At 76.1% G+C, this 1,581-nt stretch carries 2 protein-coding genes and 1 pseudogene; all 3 read left to right on the forward strand.

Features of this window, described 5'->3' with window-relative positions:
- On the forward strand, positions 1-478 hold a 478-nt coding region (locus E1200_RS33275), incomplete at its 5' end, for a spermidine synthase (RefSeq protein WP_131956648.1).
- Between the two features lie 69 nt (positions 479-547).
- Positions 548-1,138: a biotin transporter BioY gene (locus E1200_RS33280; protein ID WP_131956650.1), complete on the forward strand. Its 591-nt coding sequence runs from the start codon at positions 548-550 to the stop codon at positions 1,136-1,138.
- A 209-nt stretch (positions 1,139-1,347) separates the two neighbouring features.
- Positions 1,348-1,581: pseudogene (locus E1200_RS33285) on the forward strand (isochorismate synthase); the annotation flags it as partial.

Below are 1,581 nucleotides of genomic sequence, written 5' to 3' on the forward strand. Positions count from 1 at the left end.
GATCGGCGGTCTCGGGGTCGGGTTCTCCCTCGCCGAGGCCCTCGCGCTGCCCCGCGTCGCGCACGTCACCGTCGTCGAACGCGAACCCGCCGTGATCGGCTGGCACGCCGCGCCGCTGCGGCCCTTCTCCCGCGGCGCCCTCGACGACCCCCGCGTCACCGTCGAGTGCGCCGACCTGCTCGACCACCTCGCCGCGCCCGGCCCGCGCTACGACGCGCTGTGCCTGGACATCGACAACGGCCCCGACTGGACGGTCACCCCCGGCAACGCCCGCCTCTACTCCCCCGCCGGACTGGACCTGCTCACCGCCCGGCTCACCCCGCGCGGGACGCTGGCGGTGTGGAGCGCCGGCGCCGCACCGGCGTTCGAGGCGCTGCTGCGCGGCCGGTTCACCCGCGTGACGGCCCGGCAGGTGCCGGTGCCGCGCGGCGAACCCGACGTCGTCTACCTGGCGAGCCGCCCCCGCGGGTTCCGGTAACCCCCTGCGACGGCACCGGCGTCCCGTTCGCTAGGTTTCGGGACTGACAACACCTTTTGGGAGGAACCTGTGGCCACTGCCCACGCAGCCCGGCGGCACCCCGCCGTCCTGGGCGACCTGCTGCCCGGTTCGCTGGCCCGCGACGCCGCGCTCGTCGTCGGCGCCGCCGCGTTCGTCGGCGCCGCCGCGCAGCTCGCCGTGCCGCTGCCCGGCACCCCGGTGCCGGTGACCGGGCAGACCTTCGCCGTCCTGCTCGCGGGCGCCGCCCTCGGCTTCGGCCGCGCCGGCCTCGCCATGATCGTCTACCTGCTGGCCGGGATGGCGGGCATGCCCTGGTTCACCGAGGGCGGCTCCGGCACCGCCGTCCCCACCCTCGGCTACGTCATCGGGTTCGTCGCCGCCGCCGCCGCGGTCGGCGCGCTGGCCCGCCGCGGCGGGGACCGCACCCCCCTGCGCACCGTCGCGACCATGCTCGTCGGCACCGTCATCATGTACGCGGCGGGCGTCCCGTACCTGATGGCGTCCCTGAACGTCGACCTCGGGCGGGCCCTCGACCTCGGCGTCACGCCGTTCCTGGCCGGGGACGCGCTGAAGGTCCTGCTCGCCGCGGCGCTGCTGCCGGCGGCGTGGAAGCTCACCGGCGCCGCCCGCCGCCGCTGACGCCCCGCACGTGACACCCCGTAGGTGACGCACCGCACGGCCCGCCCGCGCGCATGACATCCGCGCGGGCGGGCATGTGCACACCCCCGGCCGCACACGCGCAGGGGGACGGGACGGGCCCCACACGGCGCCTCGCGTGTGGCGCACACCTCACCGCACCCCCACCACACCCGTTTGAACAGGTTCAAATCTGGCGTACAGTGGCTTGCGTGAAGCTCGCCGTGACAGCACCCGAACGCCTGTCCGTCCGCACCGTCCCCATCCCCGACCCGGGCGACCTCATCGCGCGGCTTCCGCACCCCACCGCACTCGCCTGGATCCGCCACGGCGAAGGCATCGCCGGCTGGGGCGAAGCCGCCCGCATCAACCTGCCCGGCGGCCCCGGCCGCTTCACCACCGCCGCCCGCCTCCTGCGCGAGATGTTCGCCGCCGCCACCATCGAC

Source organism: Actinomadura sp. GC306 (assembly GCF_004348665.1).
Taxonomy (GTDB): Bacteria; Actinomycetota; Actinomycetes; order Streptosporangiales; family Streptosporangiaceae; genus Spirillospora.